General features: G+C 35.2%; 12 protein-coding genes and 1 pseudogene. All 13 read right to left on the bottom strand.

The window, feature by feature from the left end; translation table 11 throughout:
• Window positions 1-3881, bottom strand: a pseudogene (locus J2Y38_RS07275) (hypothetical protein); the annotation flags it as partial.
• A gap of 553 nt (window positions 3882-4434) precedes the next feature.
• Window positions 4435-5361, bottom strand: coding sequence for a tRNA epoxyqueuosine(34) reductase QueG (queG, locus tag J2Y38_RS07270; protein ID WP_309840932.1), 927 nt, complete (start codon window positions 5359-5361; stop codon window positions 4435-4437).
• Window positions 5358-6704: a cytochrome P450 gene (locus J2Y38_RS07265; protein WP_309840931.1), complete on the bottom strand. Its 1347-nt coding sequence runs from the start codon at window positions 6702-6704 to the stop codon at window positions 5358-5360. Before J2Y38_RS07265 ends, queG begins: the two co-directional genes overlap by 4 nt.
• Window positions 6705-6762: 58 nt before the next feature.
• A complete protein-coding gene (locus J2Y38_RS07260; protein WP_309840930.1) occupies window positions 6763-7575 on the bottom strand; it encodes an alpha/beta hydrolase in 813 nt (270 codons plus the stop codon).
• Between the two features lie 9 nt (window positions 7576-7584).
• Window positions 7585-8607 carry a Holliday junction branch migration DNA helicase RuvB gene (gene ruvB / locus J2Y38_RS07255; RefSeq protein WP_053474381.1) on the bottom strand — a complete coding sequence of 341 codons (1023 nt, stop codon included), beginning with the start codon at window positions 8605-8607 and terminating at the stop codon, window positions 7585-7587.
• A 106-nt stretch (window positions 8608-8713) separates the two neighbouring features.
• Window positions 8714-10516, bottom strand: a complete 1803-nt coding sequence (locus J2Y38_RS07250; protein WP_309840929.1) for a cbb3-type cytochrome c oxidase subunit I — start codon at window positions 10514-10516, stop codon at window positions 8714-8716.
• 30 nt (window positions 10517-10546) lie between these two features.
• Complete coding sequence (locus J2Y38_RS07245) at window positions 10547-11740, bottom strand: cytochrome c oxidase subunit II (protein WP_053474383.1); 1194 nt, start codon at window positions 11738-11740, stop codon at window positions 10547-10549.
• A 19-nt stretch (window positions 11741-11759) separates the two neighbouring features.
• Window positions 11760-13157, bottom strand: a complete 1398-nt coding sequence (locus J2Y38_RS07240; RefSeq protein ID WP_073483092.1) for a quinol:cytochrome C oxidoreductase — start codon at window positions 13155-13157, stop codon at window positions 11760-11762.
• Window positions 13158-13184: 27 nt separating this feature from the next.
• Complete coding sequence (locus tag J2Y38_RS07235) at window positions 13185-13730, bottom strand: cytochrome c (protein ID WP_073483094.1); 546 nt, start codon at window positions 13728-13730, stop codon at window positions 13185-13187.
• A gap of 8 nt (window positions 13731-13738) precedes the next feature.
• Window positions 13739-14263 carry a DUF3341 domain-containing protein gene (locus J2Y38_RS07230; protein WP_115888310.1) on the bottom strand — a complete coding sequence of 175 codons (525 nt, stop codon included), beginning with the start codon at window positions 14261-14263 and terminating at the stop codon, window positions 13739-13741.
• Window positions 14256-15656 (bottom strand): NrfD/PsrC family molybdoenzyme membrane anchor subunit, encoded by a 1401-nt coding sequence (nrfD, locus tag J2Y38_RS07225; protein WP_042566279.1) that lies wholly within the window; start codon window positions 15654-15656, stop codon window positions 14256-14258. The genes J2Y38_RS07230 and nrfD overlap by 8 nt, the downstream gene beginning before the upstream one ends.
• A gap of 34 nt (window positions 15657-15690) precedes the next feature.
• On the bottom strand, window positions 15691-18750 hold the full coding sequence (locus J2Y38_RS07220) for a TAT-variant-translocated molybdopterin oxidoreductase (RefSeq protein ID WP_309840928.1): 3060 nt from the start codon (window positions 18748-18750) through the stop codon (window positions 15691-15693).
• A gap of 32 nt (window positions 18751-18782) precedes the next feature.
• Window positions 18783-20117, bottom strand: a complete 1335-nt coding sequence (locus J2Y38_RS07215) for a c-type cytochrome (RefSeq protein ID WP_309840927.1) — start codon at window positions 20115-20117, stop codon at window positions 18783-18785.
• Window positions 20118-20180: the final 63 nt, after the last annotated feature.

The following is a 20180-nucleotide window of genomic DNA, read 5'->3' as shown; positions in this document are numbered from 1 at the left end:
GTAACACCTGTTGAAGGACTTACCGCATAAGTGTTAGAAGCACTGTAGTTTGATATTGTAAAACTTCCTGTAGCTGATGAACATGTAGGCTGGGTTACAGCACTTAATGTCGGAACTGCAGGTATAGCATTTACTGTTACTGTCGTAGCAGTTGAAGCAGGACTTTGACATCCTGATGCATTCGCTATCCTTACAGTATAAGTTCCCGAAGCAGATACAGTAATAGATTGTGTTGTTGCTCCTGTTGACCATAAATAACTGTTTCCTCCGCTAGAAGTTAAAGTAACACTTCCACCAGAACAAAAAGTTGTTGGACCACCTGCAGTAATAGTTGGTGCAGAAGGTGTCGGATTTACAGTTACTGACACTAGCGTTCTAGCACTTTCACATCCAGTTAAAGTCTGGCTTACATAATAATTTGCTGATGTTAATGTTTCTGTTCCTGTATATAATGTTCCACCTGTCGAAGCACTGTACCATTTTAAATTAGTTCCTGTGGCAACTAAATCACTAACTTTTTTAGCATCTGCTACACAGAATGTTTGAGAAGATGCTGTTGGTGCAGCTGTATTATTTACTGTAACTACTACTAAAGTTCTCGTACTCTCACAACTGTTTAGAGTCTGGCTTACATAATAATTACCTGATGTTAATGTTTCTGTACCTGTATATAAAGTTCCACCTGTTGAAGCACTGTACCATTTTAAGCTAGTTCCAGTCGCTGCCAGATCGCTTACTTTTTTGGCATCAATTGCACAAAATGTTTGTGAAGATGCTGTTGGTGCAGCTGTATTATTTACTGTAACTGCTACTAACCTTCTTGCACTTTCTCCACAACTATTAGTAGTCTGGCTTACATAGTAATTTCCTGTCGTTAATGTTTCTGTTCCATTATAAAGTGTACCTCCGCTATTAGCGCTATACCATTTTAAATTTGTTCCTGTTGCCACTAAATCACTAACTTTTTTAGCATCAGTCGCACAAAATGTTTGTGAAGATGCCGTTGGCGCAGATGGTGGAGTATCTATAGTTACCGCAACTAACGTTCTTGCACTTTCTCCACAACTATTAGCAGTTTGGCTTACATAATAATTTCCTGTAGCCAAAGTTTGAGTTGTAGGAAGGGCTGTACCGCCTGAAGAAGCACTATACCATTGTAAATTGGTTCCAGTAGCTACTAAGTCGCTTACCTTTTTATTATCAGAAGAGCAAAAAGTCTGAGAAGAAGCAACCGGCGCTGAAGATATCGTATTAATAGTTACAGCTACCTGAGTTCTTGTACTCTCACATCCACTTACAGTCTGGCTTGCAAAATAATTTCCAGTTGCTAATGTCTGAGTTGTCGGAAGAGCTGTTCCTCCAGTGTTGGCACTATACCATTTCAAATTGCTGCCTGTAGCTACTAAATCACTAACCTTTTTATTTTCAGAAGAACAAAATGTCTGAGAAGAAGCTGTTGGTGCTGCTGGTACAAAAGTTACTACTGTTGCCGCAGAAATGTCACCAGGGCAGCCTGCAGCATTTATTCTTCTAACACTATAACTCCCATTCGTAGTAACTGTAATGCTTTTCGTTGTTTCTCCCGTTGACCATAAATAAGTACCTGAACCACCAGATGATGTTAATACAACACTTCCTGTCGCACATGTAGTAGAGCCACTTGCTGTTATTGTAGCTGCATTTGCTTTCGCGTTAATTGTTACCACTACCGGCTTTATAAACTGACATCCGTCGGCAGAAACTGCTTTTATGTAATAAGTTCCTGAAGCAGTAACAGCACTTGGTGTTGTATAAGCAGTAGATGCAGCTGAATCTGTCCAATATGAAAGTGTCATATTTGGAGTACTTCCTGCTGTAACTGCCGGAGCTGTTAAATCAACCGTAGCAGGTGCACAAATTGCAGCAGGGTTAGTAATAACAAGATTAGATGTCTTTGGAGTTACTGCAGCACTAGCTGAATTGTTTGCCGTGTTTGTATCTATTGATGCTGGTAACGAGGCAGTATTTGTATAATTACCTGTTGTATTTATGGTTGCAGTAATTTTTAATGTCACAGATGTTTGAGCATCTACATCGCCAATACTCCAACTACCACTTGCCGAATCATAAGCACCTACTGATGGTGTTGAACTTACATAAGTATAACCTGAAGGAAGCAAATCATTTACCGAAACACCCGAAACATTATTACCTCCTAAATTGCTTACTTTAACAGTAAATTCTACATTAGAACCTAAACATGGTGTAGCATTATCAACTGTTTTTGTAATTCCTAAATCTGTACATAAAGTAACACTAACAGGTTTTGACTGTGTTTGAGCTCCACAAGTTAAAGTTGAAGCTACAGAATATGCTCCTGTTTTTGTTGCTGTATAAGTTGAAGAATTAGCTCCTGCGATTGCTGTACCATTATAATACCATTGATAAGGTGCAAAACCAGCTGGCGTCGTCAATTCTGCTTTATTATTAGTACATCCTCCACCAGAAATATAAGTCATGGTTGGATCTTCTGGCTGAACGGCAAAATTAGAGAAAAATCCCGCCATCGAGAATCCTCCTCCTTGCTGAACAATTGAAACTGTCAATTTAGCAGCACTTGATATAGAAAGTATATTTGGGCTTCCTATTTGAGTATCCTCAAAGTTAATCAAATACCAGCCTGTTGTTCCTAATTGATGACGAGCTGCGATACCACTTATAGTCTCAATATTAGTTCCATTTACAGTTACTACATCTGTAGCACTTCTTAAAAGTATATATCCAAAATAAGGTAATGAGCCAGTACCATAATTTCTAAACTTTGCTGTCTCTATAAAATTAGATCCCCCACATTCTGATACTGGGGCAATTGTCGAAATATCAACCTCACAAGATTGTGCTGTTCCAGAATATACAACAATTTTCTTATCTGCAAAAACACGCGATGCCGAAAAACTTGTATTGGAAACACCGTTACGAAATGTATAAAAACTTCCCGCTGTTGCCAAAGTAACATTAACTGTACCAACTAATGCTCCTGTTGTTGAATAGGTATCTATTGTTAAAGCTGTATTGTCTTTTGTAGCTACTACAGTAGTTTGTTCTGCAGTATCATTTCCTTTTCCTCTTTCAATAAAATATTCATTACCTAAAACTGATTCTGGTGGAACCTGATTAAAAGCTCCATCTCCACAACCATCTGGCATGTCTATAGCAGCAGAAGTATTCATTACAGCAGGGCTTGAGGTTTCTACCAATGTTCCTATTGCTGCTTTAAATAAATAACTCTGTCCAGCATTTAATGTCGTCACAACAGCATTATTAATTTTTACCGTTGTATTATCAACTGTAGCCATAACACTGTAAATCGGGCGCTGGTCTCCAAAACCATTAAAATTGCCTAAAGAGCCATCTCTGTAATACCCTACCCTAAATCTTATTCCAATTCCGGCATCTCCAAAACTGGTTAATGCAGCATTTCCTTTAATATCCTGATCACCACCATCACCACCCAAAGCATCAGAAGCGACATTTCTCAAGTTAATAGAGACCGGAGCGCTAGCATTAATTATCAATCCCGCTCCGTTTAGAACAGTATTTAAAGCAAATGCAGGAGCATCTTTAGGTAAACCAGCAAATCTATATACAGCTGGTGCTCCTTTTACTGCGGTTAAATTTGTTACTAAAGTCCCATTACTTTTAGATACAGTAATGGTAACAGTAGTTGTAGAATTTGTTGCTATAACAATTTCGTTTGCTTTACTAAAATACTGCCATGGAGCAGGTGCAATATAATGCTGCGTATAAAACTGAGCTGAAGCAGTATAGCTAAGTAGTAAAAAGAATAAAACAAGAAAATTTGGTTTGGAAAACTTAAACCAGTTAAAAGTAAAGTTACGCATAGACAAACTCGGTATTAATTTGTGTAATAGATAGTATAGAAGCTGAATACCAAAAATTGATTTTCAGATTATTTAGCAGATACGAAAAATTGAAAGGGTTGGTTTTTTGATTTTTGAAAAAAGATTTTTCAAAATCATAAAAATAATTGGAAAGCGTTTGGACCATAGTTATTTTAGGTTCAAGACACATAGTCGTCTTTGGATTAAATTAGTAGATTTGGTGCTGCGAAAGTATATAAACACCTCAATACTAGCTACATTACTCGATAAACTACCCAGAAAAACGTTGAAATACACATTTCGCCGACATAAATTAACTTTGACAACCCAATAAACATAGTAATTTAACAATGAAACAACAGAAATTTCTTAATTTTTTAATGAAAAATTAATATTTACTAATTTAAGCGACAAATACGCAACATTATCCTACAAAGACAAAAAAATTAAATCGATTACAAAAACCACAAAATACTAACTATCAAATAGTTACTATTATTATTAAAAAATGAAGAATGAAACAAAATTGTATTAAAATATTCCGATTTAGACTTTACTCAAGAAATTTAATATTTCGTTTAAGTCCGTCAAATTTTGTTCTTTTAATAGGTGAATTTTTAAAAACTTTTTGGAAAGTTTCTTCAGTAATTTCTGCCCAATCTTTTTTAGAGAAAGAAATTAAATCCGGATTTGGATTAAAAAGAGGTTCAGAATGCGGCTTTGAAAATCGATTCCATGGACAAACATCCTGGCAAGTATCACAGCCAAACATCCAGTCATCAAATTTTCCCTGCATATCATTTGGGATATTTTCTTTTAGTTCAATGGTATAATAAGAAATACACTTGCTCCCATCTACAATATATGGTGCAAGAATTGCCTGTGTGGGACAAGCATCAATACATGCAGTACAAGAACCACAATGATCTGTAACTGCATGGTCGTATTCTAAATCAAGATCAAGGATAAGCTCAGCTATGAAGTAAAAAGAACCTACCTTTTGAGTTATTAAATTACTGTTTTTTCCAATCCAGCCTAAGCCGCTTTTTGCCGCCCAGGCTTTATCTAAAACCGGAGCAGAATCAACAAAAGCACGACCCGAAACTTCGCCTATATTCTCTTGAATTGAATGAAGAAGTTCTTTTAATTTTTCTTTTATAACGAAGTGATAATCCTGACCATAGGCATATTTTGAAATCTTAAAACTATTATCATTTTGAGATTCCGATGGGAAATAATTCAACAATAGAGAAATCACACTTTTACCATCATCAACCAATAAAGTTGGATTCAGGCGTTTATCAAAATGGTTCTCCATATAAGCCATTTGGCCATTATGATTATTATTTAACCATTTCTCAAGCCGGGGGGCTTCTTGTTCCAAAAAGCCAGCTTTAGATATGCCACAAGAAATAAACCCTAACCTTTTGGCTTCTTCTTTTATAAATTTTGAATATGTTTCTTTTGAATTGATACTCATCTTTTAGAAAATGAAACTTCGACGTTAACAGGTTTTAAAGTAATTAGCGGATTAAATTGAATTACATCATTATTCGATTTAATGACATACTTTTTAACAATTTGAGATATCGTTAAGCACATTTCGTAAATGGCAAATCCAGTTCCAATGCACATTCTTGGTCCGGCACCAAATGGATAAAAATATTGCATGGATTCCTTTTTTTGCTCACCAAGAAACCTTTCAGGAATAAATTTATCCGGATTATTCCAATATTTAGGATTTCGATGCAATTCGTAAAAAGAAACTCCAATTAATGTTCCTTTTTTAATTTTGAATTGAGCCAGAGAATCATCCTCGATATTCTGCCTGTCTGTAATCCAGGCAGGCGGATACAAACGCATAGATTCGTTCAAAACAGCATTAGTATAAGTCATTTTTTGAAGCTGTTCAATAATGTCTTCCGTTTGCGACTCAATCTCAATGATTTCATCAAATATTTTTTGCTGTACTTCTGGGTTTCTACCTAAAAGATGGAGTGTAAACGTTAAAGCATTTGCAGTTGTTTCATGTCCTGCGATAAACAAAACTTTAATTTCATCGATCAATTGTTCAATAGACATACTTTCACCAGTATCTTCATATCTGGTTTCCAAAAGCATGTTCAATAAATCATTTATTTCTTCTTTTGAAGCTTTTCTTTCTTCAATAATATCCTGAATAATTCTATTATTCTCTTCAGCTAACATGAGATGTTTCTTTACCTGACCGCTTAATGAAAACCACCATGCTTTATGTGGAAGCCTAATTTCTTTAATTAGAAAATTTTGAACTTCTTCAATGATAAATTTGATTCGTTGAAATTTATTTTCGGCAGTCGAAAGCTGAAATAGAGATTTGGCAACAACATTAAATGCTAGATTACTCATTACAGGAAAAAGATTAATAGCTTTATCCTCAATTAAATTATCTAATTCCGCACTAATGGTTTTGTTCATATTATCTACCAACTGATTCATCTTTTGCTTATGAAAAGCCGGTTGAATAAGACGTCTCTGTTTCAGCCAAAAATCACCATCACTAGTTAAAAGCCCTTTTCCTAAATACTTAGAAAGATATACAGATTGAAATTTAGACTTATGATAGTTCTTCTGGTTTTTAACTAAAATATACTGTGCAATTTCATTATCTCTTGACAAGATTATATACTTTGATAAGCCAATTTTAATAGAAAAAGAATCCCCGAATCTCTCAAAATATCTCTTATGAAAAGGTATCGGATTTCTACGAACACCTTCGGCATCTTTAAAAAATCTGATTATTGATAATTTATTAGGGTAAATATATTTTATACTTTTGGACATTTTGAATAGAATTAAAACAATTCACCTTGAATATTGATCTTTATCTTGATAATCAAAATTATTTATTGTGCTGTATAATCCATTCTGCAATATCATTAATATTCTGAATTTCAGTTTCAGGTGTATTCATTCCAACATCATGACCTTTACCTTCTCTAATTATCAATTTCGTCTCTACACCTTTCCTTTTTAATTCATCATAAAGATTTTGAGATTGACTGACATTAACCAAATTATCTGCATCACCATGAATCAGCAATGTTGGTATATTCGAAATAGTATTAAAAGGACTTATTTTAATTAATGCAGGATCAGTTCCATTTTCAATTTTAGTTCCTGCCAGTTTTTCGATAATATCCAAATGACCATTCTTTCTCATAAATTCGACAGCTTCAGAAGAATCTAATCTTGATGGTGCGCAAAGTGCTGTTATAGATTTCATATTTTTTTTAGTATAACCATATAACAATGCCAAATGGGCCCCAGCACTAATTCCAACAATATGATATTCTTTCTTTCCATAACCGTATTTATTAGAAGCTTCTGAAACGTAAGTAACAGCTGCATCGATATCCGCTAATAAATCTTTAGCTGAAACATTATCACTTACATAACGGTAATCGACATTCGCAACAACAAATCCTCTATTACAGATATCCTGAGCATGTTTACTCGTATATTCAAGTCCGCCCATTGACCATGCACCTCCATGAAGAAGTATAACAACTGGTACATCTTTTAAACCCTCATCCGGAATGTATAGATCTAAAACTTGCTGCGACGATTTTCCATAAGCAAGATGCGGAAAATACTTAGTCTGACCAAAAGAACAACAATAAGTAAATAGTAAAAATAAAACGAGATGCTTCATAATATATCCTTAAAATAATCCGCCTTGAATATTTGTGTTTACCTTTCCTAAATGTTTATAAGCTTTCTCTGTAACTTCACGACCTCGCGGAGTACGCATAATGAATCCTTCCTGAATTAAAAAAGGTTCGTAAACTTCCTCTATAGTTTCACTGCTTTCAGATACGGCTGTAGCCAAAGTTGAAAGTCCAACCGGACCTCCTTTGAATTTATTGATAATGGTTAATAATATCTTGTTGTCCATTTCGTCAAGTCCATGAGCATCTACATTCAATGCTTTTAGTGCATATCTGGCAATTTCAAGATCAATAGTACCATTGCCTTTTATCTGTGCAAAATCACGAACTCTACGTAATAATGCATTTGCAATACGAGGAGTTCCGCGACTGCGGCCTGCTATTTCAATTGCTGCTTCGAGATCAATTGGCATTTTTAATATACCTGCACTTCTCTCCACAATAGTGGTTAAAAGTTCTGTAGAATAGTATTGTAAACGTGATGAAATCCCAAAACGAGCTCTCATAGGAGCTGTTAATAATCCAGAACGGGTAGTTGCACCAATTAAAGTGAAAGGATTTAAATTGATCTGAACTGTTCTTGCATTTGGACCAGATTCAATCATGATATCAATTTTGAAATCTTCCATTGCAGAATATAAGTATTCTTCCACAATAGGACTCAAACGATGGATCTCATCAATAAACAAAACATCTCTTTCATCAAGATTAGTTAATAAACCGGCTAAGTCTCCCGGTTTATCCAGAACAGGTCCCGAAGTAATTTTGATACCTACTTCCAGCTCATTTGCAAGAATATTAGCCAAAGTCGTTTTACCAAGCCCAGGAGGTCCATGAAACAAAGCATGATCAAGTGCCTCACCACGCTGATTTGCAGCTGCGACAAAAACTTTTAAGTTCTCTAAAACTTGGTCCTGGCCGGCAAAATCATCAAATGACAGTGGACGCAATCTTTTTTCAAGATCTAATTCTTCTGGGTTATATCCTTTTGTAGTAGGATCTAGGTTCTCATTCATTCTACAAAGATATAGAAACTAATCAGTTTGTAAAACAGTAAATCTGAACGATTAAAACTTTAACTAAAGAAAAAAGACCGTCATTTCTGACGGTCTTTTGATATTTCTAGTGGTGTAAAACTTCTTCACCTTCTTTCATTGGTACATTTTGAGGAACAAAATCTACATCATGATTTGGGTTACTATAGTCATACGGCCAACGGTATACATGAGGAATTTCTCCTGGCCAGTTTCCGTGAATATGTTCAACTGGAGTTGTCCATTCTAAAGTTGTAGATCTCCATGGATTTTGAATTGCTTTCTTACCATAGAAAATACTGCTAAAGAAGTTGTATAAGAATACTAACTGGAACGCCCCACCTACAAGAGCAAATGTTGTAATTAAAACATTCACATTTTGTAAATCATCAAATAATGGGAAGTTAGTGTTTGTATAATAACGTCTTGGTAAACCAGCTAATCCGATAAAGTGCATTGGGAAGAAAACTCCATAAGCACAAACTGCTGTAACCCAGAAGTGAATATAACCTAAGTTTTTGTTTAACATTCTTCCGTACATTTTAGGGAACCAGTGGTAAATACCAGCAAACATTCCGTAAAGTGCAGAGATACCCATTACTAAGTGAAAGTGAGCAATTACGAAGTAAGTATCGTGAACGTTAATATCTAAAGTACTATCTCCTAAAATGATTCCAGTTAAACCTCCAGTGATGAAAGTAGAAACCATTCCAATAGAGAACAACATTGCAGGGTTAAACTGTAAGTTACCTTTCCATAAAGTTGTAATCCAGTTGAAAGCTTTTACAGCAGACGGAATTGCAATCAATAAAGTAGTAAAGGTAAATACAGATCCTAAGAAAGGATTCATACCAGAGATAAACATGTGGTGACCCCATACAATAGTTGATAAGAATGCAATTGCAAGAACTGACATAATCATCGCTCTGTATCCGAAGATTGGTTTACGAGAGTTCGTAGCCATAATTTCAGAAACAAGACCCATCGCTGGTAAGATTACGATATAAACCTCAGGGTGGCCTAAGAACCAGAATAAGTGCTCAAACAATACTGGAGAACCTCCTTGGTAGTGTAAAACCTCTCCTGCAATATAGATATCAGATAAGAAGAATGAAGTACCAAAACTTCTGTCAAAAATCAATAATAAAGCAGCTGATAATAATACTGGGAATGAAATAACACCAATAATAGCTGTTACGAAAAATGTCCAGATTGTAAGTGGAAGTCTAGTCATAGACATTCCTTTAGTTCTCAAATTGATAACAGTTACAATGTAGTTTAATGATCCCATTAATGAAGATGCAATAAAGATAGCCATTGAAACTAACCATAAAGTCATACCTGCTCCTGATCCTGGGATCGCTTGTGGTAAAGCACTTAATGGAGGATAAATTGTCCAACCTGCAGAAGCTGGTCCAGCTTCAACAAATAAAGAGCATAACATTACTACAGCAGATATAAAAAACAACCAGTATGAAATCATGTTCATAAATCCAGAAGCCATATCTCGCGCTCCAATTTGAAGTGGAATAAGTAAGTTACTAAAAGTTCCACTCAAACCAGCTGTCAGTACAAAGAATACCATGATGGTACCGTGAATTGTAACTAAAGCCAGATAAATATCATTTGCCATAACACCATCAGGTGCAAATTTATCTCCTAATAAAACATTAAATATTTTAAAAGACTCTTCTGGCCACGCTAATTGCATTCTGAAAAGCAAGGACATTGCAATACCAATTACTCCCATAACAATACCAGTAATTAAGTATTGTTTAGCAATCATTTTGTGATCAATACTAAAAATATATTTAGTAATGAACGTGTCTTTATGATGATGTTCGTGCTCGTGATCGTGTCCGTGATCGTGACCGTGCGCTTCTGCTGACATATATGTGTACTTTAAATTTTCTTAATAATATTATTTCATAGCTACTTTAGCAACCGCAGCCTTAACAGTATCGATAACTGCTTTTACAGTATCTTTTACTTTAGCGGCAGTATCTACAGCAGTTCCTTCAACTCCTTCAGCTGGTTTTTCAGCAGCAGCTGCCGCTTTAATGTCCTGAGCTAAAGTTGTTTTTTCACTTAACCATTTTTTATAATCTTCCGGAGTATCAACAACAACTTTCATTTGCATGTTATAGTGTGAAGCTCCACAAATTTTATTACATAATAATAAATAATCAAATGTATAAGGATCTAAAGCAGTTCCTCCTTTTGCAACTAACTCAACACTTTTTTCAGCTCTAAGTTTATTGATATTTGCCACTTTTTCAATCATAAATGGCAACTCTCTGTACTCTGCAGTAGTGTAAGTTGGAACGAAAGCAAATTCAGTAACCATTCCAGGTACACAGTTCATCTGCGCTCTAAAGTGAGGCATGTAAGCTGAGTGTAAAACGTCTTGAGAACGCATTTTGAAATGTACTTTTTTACCTTTAGGAATATGCAGTTCAGTAACTACAATATCATCTTGAGAATTAGGATCTGACATATCAACTCCTAATGTGTTGATTCCTTCAATTAAACGTACGTTAGCTTTTCCTAAAACATTATCATTTCCTGCATATCTAGCAGTCCATTTAAATTGTTGAGCGTATAATTCGATTTCAACTACATCTTCATCTTTGTCAACAAACATAATGTTATTCCAAGCATATAATCCATAAAGAATTAAACAAGCTAAAACTACAGATGGAATAATACTCCAGATTGCTTCTAATTTATTACTATCTGCAAAGAATAAAGCTTTTCTATCTTTATGTCCTCTATTTTTAAAAGAAAACCAATATAGTAAACCTTGTGTTATAACCTGTACTGTAAAGATTAAAACCCAAGTAATATTCATTAAACTATCTACTAAAATTCCATGCTCAGAAGCAGGAGTATGAAGTGCCAAATTACCCCATTTTAGTAAACCATAAATAGTAAATATATAAATGAATGCCAAAAAGCCAAACATAATATATCCCTGAATGTTATTATCATTATCTGATGCAACTTGAGAATCGTCCGAAGAAGATCCTACTTGAGTAAGATCAAATATCTTGGTCAATTGCCATAGCGCAACTGCTAATAAAACTAAAACTATAATTACCAACAAACTTGTCATCTGTTTACTTCTTTAAATATTAATAATGAAAATGTTTACTTTCTTCGATGAAAGGATTTCTTTTTGCAAGCAAAGGTGACTTAGTTAATGCAGTAAATACAACAAATATAAATAGACCTAAGAAGAAAAGAATAGACGCAATTTCAGGAACTCCAATAAACCATTTGTCTCCAACTGTACCAGGCATAATCATATTAAAGAAATCAACATAATGACCTAATAATATTACAACACCCGCCATAACAATAACCCAGCTAAGACGCTTAAAGTCAGTATTGATTAATATTAATAATGGGAAAACAAAGTTCATAACAACTGCACCAAAGAAAGGCAGGTTATATAATTGAATTCTTGTTACAAAATAAGTTACCTCTTCTGGAATATTAGCATACCAGATCAACATAAATTGAGAGAACCATAAATAAGTCCAGAAAACACTAATACCAAACATGAATTTAGCTAAATCGTGAATATGGCTTGTATTTACATATTCTAAATATCCTTTAGATTTTAAATATATTGTAACTAATGCTATTGAAGTAATTCCGCTTACAAAGAAAGAAGCAAAAACATACCATCCAAACAAAGTACTGAACCAGTGTGGATCAAATGACATAATCCAATCCCAAGACATAATTGACTCAGAAACAATAAAGAAAACTAAGAATCCAGCAGATAACTTAAAGTTCTTTTTGTAATAAAGATCATCATTAGCTTCATCTTGAGCTAAACAGTTTTTTCTTGAATAATGACGGTATAAATTCCATCCTAGTAAAAAGATACCAGCTCTAACGATCCAGAAAGGAAAGTTTAAGTAACCAGCTTTACCAGCAATAATTTCATCATAGTTAGCGCTTTTTGGATCAGTAACTCCTTCTCCTAACCATACAAAAATATGATTGAAATGTAATCCGCATAAAACTAAGATTATAAAAAAGATGATAGAACCAGCAGGCAAATAAGCTGTAATACCTTGCATAACTCTAAACAAAACTGGAGACCAACCTGCCTGAGCAACTTGTTGAATAGCGTAAAAAGCTAAAACCCCCATAGAAAGCAGTAAAAAGAAAATACAAGCTACATATAATGCAGACCAAGGCTTGTTTTGCAATTGGTGCAATACGTGATTTAAATGTTCTGTGTGTTCATCAGCAGCGCCAACTTTTGCGTGCTCTCCACCTTTGTGTTCTTCGTGTGAAGCTTCAGCGGCAGCTTCATGATGTCCTGCTTCTTTATGGGAAACCTCTGCAGATTCCGCATGAGCAGCACCATGTTCACCATGAGCCTCAGCAGCTAGTATTTTTTCAACTTCTTGAATATCTTTAGGCGCACTTAAAAAACCATACCCAATTCCTAATAGTCCAAGAACCATTAAGATGATAGAAAAAGTTTTTAATTTACTTGAAAATGTATACATATCTATTACGATCAGTTTGTTCAACAATTATAATTGGCTTTTTAGTTTTAGAACATAGTCAGCAACTAACCAACGTTCGTGGGCACTTAATTGATTTGCGTGTGAACCCATTGCATTTAAACCATAAGTTTCAACGTGAAATATACTTCCTTCAGTGATATCTCTGTCTTTATAGCTAGGTACTCCAAGAAATTTTTCTCTTTCAACCAATTTACCTTTACCGTTACCAGCAGCACCATGGCAGCTAATACAATAAATTTCGAAAAGCTCTTTACCTTTTCCAGAATTTCTTTCTTCTTCAGTCAAAGGAGATTTTAAATTAGCTTTTGCTAATTCATAACCTGCAGTTGAATTTTCATACTCATAAGGCTCAAAACCTCTATTAATAGTTCCTTCTACAGGAAGCTGTCCTTCTTTGTCTCCTTTAAATATTTTTGCCTCTGTATATGGCTCATAAGCAACAGATTCATACATATTCGGGAAATACTGATAGTTTGGTGCCGAATTATTGTGGCAAGATGAAACTAAAATAGTTATACCAACTAAAAGTGTTATTTTATATATCCTTTTCATAGCTACAATTAATTCTTTTCAATTACTTTAACTTCAACAGCTCCTGTACCTTCGAAAAAAGAAACAAGTTCTGCTTCGTTATCGCTTACAGCAACTTCCATTAAGAAATGGTCATCTGTTGTTCTTACATCAGGATTCTCAGCTTGCTTAAATGGCCATAATCTACTTCTCATATAAAAAGTAATTACCATTAAGTGTGCAGCGAAAAATACAGTCATCTCAAACATAATTGGCACAAAAGAAGGCATATTCTGAATGAAACTAAAACTTGGTTTTCCACCGATATCCTGCGGCCAGTCATGAATCATGATATAACTCATCATGAATGTTGCAACAGAAATACCAACACATCCATATAGGAAAGCACAAATTGCTAATCTTGTTGGTGCTAAACCCATGGCTTTATCCAATCCGTGAACTGGGAATGGAGTAAAAACCTCTTCAATATGATGATGAGCAGCTCTGGTTTTCTTTACTGCATCCATCAAAATATCATCGTCATTATAAATGGCGTATATTACTTTATTACTCATGATGTGAATCTTTATTTGCTCTTTCTCTAATGTAATTATCTCCTGTTCCTTTCAAAATTGTTTTTACCTCCGCCTGAGCAATTACAGGGAATGTTCTAGAGTATAATAAAAACAATACAAAGAAGAAACCAATTGTTCCGATGAAAATTCCAATATCAACAAATGTTGGTGAGAACATTGTCCAAGAAGATGGAAGGTAATCTCTATGTAAAGAAGTAACAATAATTACGAATCTTTCAAACCACATTCCGATGTTTACAACGATCGAAATAATAAATGAAAACATGATACTTGTTCTTAATTTTTTGAACCACATAAATTGTGGAGAGAAAACGTTACAAGTCATCATTGACCAATATGCCCACCAGTAAGGTCCGGTAGCTCTGTTTAAGAACGCATATTGCTCATATTCTACACCTGAATACCAAGCTACGAATAACTCAGTGATGTAAGCAACACCTACAATCGAACCTGTAATCATGATAATGATGTTCATTAATTCGATATGTTGTAATGTGATATATGCTTCAAGGTTAGAAACTTTTCTCATAACGATCAACAATGTGTTTACCATTGCAAATCCTGAGAATACCGCTCCAGCAACGAAGTATGGAGGGAAAATTGTTGTATGCCATCCTGGAATTACAGAAGTAGCAAAGTCCATAGATACAATCGTATGTACAGAAAGTACAAGAGGTGTAGCCAAACCAGCTAATACTAAAGACACTTCTTCAAAACGCTGCCAGTCTTTAGCTCTTCCACTCCATCCGAAACTTAGAATAGAATAAACTCTTTTATTAAATGGAGTTATAGCTCTATCACGAAGCATTGCAAAGTCAGGTAATAAACCAGTCCACCAGAAAACTAATGATACTGAAAGATACGTTGAGATTGCGAATACGTCCCAAAGCAATGGTGAGTTAAAGTTTACCCATAAAGATCCAAATTGATTTGGAATAGGTAAAACCCAGTATGCTAACCATGGACGTCCCATGTGAATAATTGGAAATAAACCTGCTTGAACTACTGAGAAGATAGTCATTGCTTCTGCAGAACGGTTAATAGCCATTCTCCAACGTTGACGGAAAAGTAATAGTACTGCAGAAATCAAAGTTCCAGCGTGACCAATACCAACCCACCAAACGAAGTTAGTAATATCCCAAGCCCAACCAACTGTTTTATTTAATCCCCATGTTCCAATTCCGGTAGATACGGTGTAAATTATACAGCCTAACCCCCAAAGGAAGGCTATTAATGCGATTGAAAATACAATCCACCATTGTTTATTTGCAGGTCCTTCAACAGGCGCTGCCACATCTACAGTTACATCATGATATGATTTATCACCTATAACTAAAGGTTTTCTAATGGGTGCTTCGTAGTGAGACGACATAATCCTTTATATTGTTTCTTAATTAATAATTTTACTAAGTGTTTCTAACTTTTACGTGGTAGAAAACATTTGGTTTTGTACCAACATGCTCTAATAAATGATACATTCTATCGCTTTCTGCTAATTTAGCAACTTCGCTTTCTTTATCATTTACATCTCCAAATACCATCGCACCAGAAGAACAAGCTGCAGAACATGCACAAGCATTGTTGAACTCGTCTTTAGCTACTACTCTACCTTGACGTTTAGCTTCAAGGATAACAGCTTGAGTACTTTGGATACAGAATGAACATTTTTCCATAACTCCACGAGAACGAACGTTTACGTCTGGGTTTAATACCATACGACCTAAATCATCATTCATGTGATAATCGAATTCACTGTTTTTGTTATACAAGAACCAGTTGAAACGACGAACTTTATATGGACAGTTATTAGCACAGTAACGAGTACCAACACATCTGTTATATGCCATGTGGTTTTGACCTTGACGACCATGAGAAGTTGCAGCAACCGGACAAACTGTTTCACATGGTGCGTGGTTACAGTGTTGACACATTACAGGCTGGAATGCTACTTGTGGGTTATCTCCAGGTTTTTCCATTTCATTAAATGTAGATAATGAACTAGATAAACCAGCAATTTTTTCTTTTCTTTCGTTATCACCTTCAAAAGTACTTTCAGAAGAATAATATCTGTCAATACGCAACCAGTGCATATCACGGCTTCTTCTTACCTCTGCTTTACCAACAACTGGTACGTTGTTTTCTGCATGACAAGCAATAACACATGCTCCACATCCTGTACAAGCATTTAAGTCAATTGAAAGGTTAAAATGGTGTCCAGTAGAACGATCAAATGATTCCCATAAATCAACAGTAGTAGCTTTTACTTCCTGGTGATCCAAAGATACCATTGGCTGTGGGTTCCAATGTTCAGCATTTTCTTTATTAAATACGTCTAGAGTAGTTTCTTTAATGATATCTCCTCTACCCATTAATGTTTTCTGCCCTTGAACACAAGCAAACTCATGCTCTCCATTTGCCTTAGCAATAGAAACAGACTGAACACTATTGAAATTTTTATATAAAGCGTAAGCATTTAAACCTACTTGCATTTCTTCTTTTAAAGCCGCTTTACGACCGTAACCTACAGCTAAACCAACTGTTCCAACAGCTTGTCCTGGCTGAACAATTACCGGAACGTTTTCTAATTTAGAACCATCAGCTATAGTAATAGTAGCATAACTACCATTTAAACCTCCGTTTGCAACAATTTCATTTGACAATCCTAATTTTTTAGCATCAGCATTTGAAACTGTAACGTAGTTATCCCAAGAAACTCTGGTAATTGGATCTGGAAACTCTTGTAACCAAGGGTTGTTTGCATGTTGTCCATCACCCATACCCGTTTTAGTATACAATACTAATTCAAAGTCTCCTGCAGGTTTCGATTTTGAAAGCACACTTGCAGCACCAGCAAAATCAAATGAACCACCTGCTAAAGCAGTAGAACCAATTACAAAAACACCATCATGTAAAACTTTGTTCCAAGAAGAACCAGTAATGATTGCTGCAGAATTAGCTTTTACATAATCATAGAAAGTTCCAGGTGTTCCAGTCACTGATAATAAAACATCTTGAAATTGTTTTGTATCAAAGATTGGACGAATTGTTGGCTGAGTTAAACTGTAAGTTCCTTTTGTAATTACCACATCACCCCAAGACTCTAAATAATGAGGCGCAGGAGCAGCAATTGTAGATATTGCAGCAGTTTCATCTTCTTTTAAAGAAAAAGCAACTGATGTTTTTACTTTTTTCAATCCAGATACAAAAGAAGCAGAATCAGCTAAAGTGTAAACTGGGTTAACACCACTCATAATTAAAGTATGAACACTTCCTGCATTCAAATCTTTAATTAACTGTGCCACAACAGCATTAGAACCTTTTCTAATTTGTCTTGTTCCTGCAGTACTAAAAGCTTCACTAGCCAATGCCTGATTGATAGCTAAAACTAATAATTGTGCATTTTTATCTTCGATTCCTGATACCAAAATTCCTTTTGCACCAGAAGCTTTTAATTGCTGTGCTGCTTTTACAACTTCTGCTTTAAATTTAGCATCTAAAGTAACAGGAACAGAAGCACCAACAACAATATTATAAATTTGAACTAAAGCTTGTTTTTGATCAGCTGTACTCATTGGTACACGCTTATCAGCAGCAGCTCCAGATAAAGTCATATTTGATTCAAACTGAAAATGACGAGACATTTTTCCGTTTTGAGGAATACGTCCTTTTGCATATCCAGCATCGTATCCACCACCTTGCCAATCTCCTAAGAAATCAGCACCAACAGATACAATTAATGAAGCTTTTGAAAAATCATAATCAACCAAAGCTCTTTCTCCATATACAGTTTCGAATGCATCTAATGCATCAGAAGAAGAAACCGCATCATAAACAACATGCTTTGCATTTGGGTTTTTAGCAATAAACTCACCTATTAATTTCTCAGTAGATGGACTTGCTAAAGTATTAGTTAATAATACTACCTGACCTCCTTTTGCTTTTGCATCAGCTAAACTTGATTTAATTTTTAAATCAACCGCTGACCAGCTGCTAGCTTTTCCATCTAATTTAGGAGCTTTCAAACGCATACTATCATATAATCCTAAGATAGATGCATGAACTCTTGCATTAGCTGAAAACTTAGCTCCAGAGATAGTATTGTTTTCAATTTTAATTGGACGACCCTCACGAGTTTTTACCAAAAGGTTAGCAAAATCAAAACCATCAAAAACAGTAGTTGCATAATAATCTGCAACACCAGGAATGATTTGCTCTGGTTGTAATACATAAGGGATAGACTTGTGCACAGGACCTTCACAAGCAGCAAGTGTAACTGCCGCAGTACTAAATCCTACGTACTTTAAAAAGTCACGACGTGAAGTTCCAGATGAAGCTAAAGCATCTGCATTTCCTAAGAATTCATCCGTAGGAATCTCTTCAACAAATTCGTTATTTCTAAGCGCCTCAACAATAGAACTATTTTCTAGTTCTTCAACACTTTTCCAGTATTTTTTGTTTGATGACATTGTATATAAATATTAAAATCTTAATAATTCGATTAATAGTGGCATTTACCGCATTCTAAACCTCCCATTTGCGCTGCAGTTAATTTCTCTACACCGTATTTTTTAGAAAGTTCAGCATGAATTTTATCATAATATGCATTTCCTTCCATCTTAACATCAGTTTTTCTATGGCAATCAACACACCATCCCATTGTTAATTTAGAGTATTGCTTCATGATTTCAAATTCCTGTACTGGACCGTGACAAGTTTGACATTCAACTCCTGCAACAGAAACGTGTTGTGAGTGGTTGAAGTAAACAAAATCAGGAAGATTGTGAATACGAACCCATTTTACAGGCTGTGTTTTTCCAGTATAAGCTTGTTTAGTCTTATCCCATCCAACAGCATCGTATAATTTTTGAATCTGAGCATCGTAAAATGCTTTGCTGTACTCAGCAGTAGCAGTAGTTTCTGCAACTTCAGAAATATTTTTATGACAGTTCATACAAACATTTAAAGAAGGAATACCAGCAGTTTTACTTACACGTGCAGCAGAGTGACAATATTTACAATTGATCTCGTTATCTCCAGCGTGAATTTTGTGAGAATAGTGAATTGGCTGAATTGGCTCATAATTTTGATCAACACCAACCTGCATTAAGAATCCATAAACAAAGTAACCACTAGCTAAAAGCAAGAATATAGAAGTAACCAATACTAAAAATTGGTTTTTAGCAAATGCTTTCCAAATCGGAGTTCTAGCCTCTTTAGGCCCAACTACAATTCCATTATTACTTGCAACTTTAGTTAATACTTTGTTTACCATGAACAACATAACAACTAAAATAGCCATTACTAAAGCAAGAGCTCCTAAAATAATATTATTAGAAATTCCACCGCCATCAACTTTTTCCCCAGGAGGGACAGTTCCAGGAACTGCAGCTGGCTCAGCTTTTACTTCAGAAGTATAGGCGATAATATTATCAATATCACCTTCAGACAACTGAGGAAAAGAAGTCATTACAGACTTATTATTCTCTTCAAAAAGCTTTACAGCAACAGGGTCACCTGACTTAATTACTTCAGAGCTATTATGAACCCACTTGTAAATCCAAGCCATTTCATGTTTAGCAGCAACTCCTCTAAGAGCCGGACCAGTTGATTTAGCATCTAATTTGTGACATGCAGCGCAATTTGCATTAAAAAGTTCTTTCCCTTTTACCGGATCACCACCACCAGATGCAGCAGCAGGAGCCGCAGCAGCTTCAGTCGCCGCAGGAGCTGCAGCCGGATCTTGAGCAAATGAAGTTAGGGAGAAAATTAACGTTAGCGATAAACTAAGTAATAATTTTCTTGAGATCGAATTATGGTTACCCACCTTTTTCATATAGTATAATAATTATCTACTAATTTTTGGTATGATTTTTTCTGTAATAAATCAGACAAAAAC

Origin of the sequence: Flavobacterium sp. 2755 (genome assembly GCF_031455715.1) — a bacterium.
Lineage (GTDB): Bacteria > Bacteroidota > Bacteroidia > Flavobacteriales > Flavobacteriaceae > Flavobacterium.
The sequence above is the reverse complement of the archived record's forward strand: the minus strand, read 5'-3'. Positions and strand labels throughout refer to the sequence as shown.

Coding starts and splice junctions, on each gene's coding strand:
- J2Y38_RS07230 (WP_115888310.1), bottom strand. CDS start 14,263: ATGAGTAATAAAGTAATATACGCCATTTATAATGACGATGATATTTTG.
- J2Y38_RS07220 (WP_309840928.1), bottom strand. CDS start 18,750: ATGTCATCAAACAAAAAATACTGGAAAAGTGTTGAAGAACTAGAAAAT.
- J2Y38_RS07250 (WP_309840929.1), bottom strand. CDS start 10,516: ATGTCAGCAGAAGCGCACGGTCACGATCACGGACACGATCACGAGCAC.
- J2Y38_RS07260 (WP_309840930.1), bottom strand. CDS start 7,575: ATGAAGCATCTCGTTTTATTTTTACTATTTACTTATTGTTGTTCTTTT.
- J2Y38_RS07235 (WP_073483094.1), bottom strand. CDS start 13,730: ATGAAAAGGATATATAAAATAACACTTTTAGTTGGTATAACTATTTTA.
- nrfD (WP_042566279.1), bottom strand. CDS start 15,656: ATGTCGTCTCACTACGAAGCACCCATTAGAAAACCTTTAGTTATAGGT.
- J2Y38_RS07240 (WP_073483092.1), bottom strand. CDS start 13,157: ATGTATACATTTTCAAGTAAATTAAAAACTTTTTCTATCATCTTAATG.
- queG (WP_309840932.1), bottom strand. CDS start 5,361: ATGAGTATCAATTCAAAAGAAACATATTCAAAATTTATAAAAGAAGAA.
- J2Y38_RS07215 (WP_309840927.1), bottom strand. CDS start 20,117: ATGAAAAAGGTGGGTAACCATAATTCGATCTCAAGAAAATTATTACTT.
- J2Y38_RS07265 (WP_309840931.1), bottom strand. CDS start 6,704: ATGTCCAAAAGTATAAAATATATTTACCCTAATAAATTATCAATAATC.
- ruvB (WP_053474381.1), bottom strand. CDS start 8,607: ATGAATGAGAACCTAGATCCTACTACAAAAGGATATAACCCAGAAGAA.
- J2Y38_RS07245 (WP_053474383.1), bottom strand. CDS start 11,740: ATGACAAGTTTGTTGGTAATTATAGTTTTAGTTTTATTAGCAGTTGCG.